Source organism: Erythrobacter sp. WG (assembly GCF_026586795.1).
Classification (GTDB): domain Bacteria; phylum Pseudomonadota; class Alphaproteobacteria; order Sphingomonadales; family Sphingomonadaceae; genus Erythrobacter.
Window position 1 is genome coordinate 1 of sequence record NZ_JAPFGY010000058.1, and the last position, 1,192, is coordinate 1,192.

The following is a 1,192-nucleotide window of genomic DNA, read 5'->3' on the forward strand; positions in this document are numbered from 1 at the left end:
CGCGCGGGCGGGCGGGCGGGGCAGCTTGCGCCTCGTTCTCGGGCTCGGGCGCTTCGGGCAGGGGCGGCAGCTTGCTCACGGCACGGCGCTCCCGCCCGGCGCGGTGGGGCGCGGGGGATAGCGCAGCGCGCCGGTGGGGTCGGAAAGCTGGCCCTTGTGGAGCCGCATGATGAGCGAATCCGGCACCTTCTTGAGGAGGTGGACGTCGTGGGTGGCGACCACCACCGTGGTGCCGACACGGTTGTTCAGCGCCTCGAACAGGCGCAGCAGCTTCAGCGCCATGTCCGGGTCGACATTGCCGGTCGGCTCGTCCGCGATCAGCATCTTGGGCCGCGCGATCACCGCCCGGGCGATCGCGACGCGCTGCTGCTCGCCCCCCGAGAGCGTCGGCGGCACGGCTTGGGCGCGGTGCGACAGGCCCACCCAGTCGAGCATGTCGCCGACCGCGCGCACCACCTTCTTCTCGTCCGTCCCGGCGAGGCGCAGCGGCAGCGCGACGTTGTCGAAGGCGGTGAGATAGGGGACGAGGCGGAAGTTCTGGAACACCACGCCGAGCCTGCGTCGCAGGTCCGGCAGGCGGCTCTGCGGCATGGTGACGAGATCCTGCCCGAACATCCGGATCGCCCCGCGCGAAGGGGGCTGCGCGAGATAGAGCATCTTCAGGAGGCTGGTCTTGCCCGCCCCGCTTGCGCCGGTGAGGAAGTAGAAGCTGCCCGGATAGAGCGTGAAGGAGAGATTGCTCAGCACCTCGGGATCGGTGCCGTAGCGCAGGCCGACATTGTCGAACTTCACGATCTCGGTGAGGCGGTCTTGCATCCCTTGCCCACCTAACAGCGGGGCAGGCGGCGGGAAAGCGGCCAATCGCGACATTCGGCGGCGTTGGCGGGCGCGCGGGGCTGCGCAATGTGGAAAACACGCGGTAAATGAGGTGCACGGCGGCGCTTGCTCTTGTGTGCGGCCTTGCGAGGACTATTGCCGAGGATGACATGATCATCGCCTGCCCAGCCTGTGGCACCCGTTACGCCGTGCCCGATGCCGCCATCGGCAACGAGGGCCGCACGGTGCGCTGCGCGAAATGCAAGCACAGCTGGTTCCAGGAACCGGGCGAGGCGGTGACGACCGCGCCGGCCGCGCCTGCGGTGCAGCGGCCGGCTGCCGCGCCTCCCCCCCCGCCGCCGCCGCCTTCTCCTCC

Annotated in this window: 2 protein-coding genes; one reads left to right on the forward strand and one right to left on the reverse strand. The window is 70.3% G+C overall.

Annotation, left to right across the window (positions count from 1 at the left end; translation table 11 throughout):
• Positions 1-75 precede the first annotated feature (75 nt).
• On the reverse strand, positions 76-816 hold the full coding sequence (gene ftsE / locus OPU67_RS16315; protein ID WP_267621537.1) for a cell division ATP-binding protein FtsE: 741 nt from the start codon (positions 814-816) through the stop codon (positions 76-78).
• Between the two features lie 170 nt (positions 817-986).
• Between ftsE and OPU67_RS16320 the strand changes: the two genes are divergently transcribed.
• Positions 987-1,192 (forward strand): zinc-ribbon domain-containing protein (locus OPU67_RS16320; protein WP_267621539.1); only part of this gene is annotated, 206 nt, incomplete at its 3' end.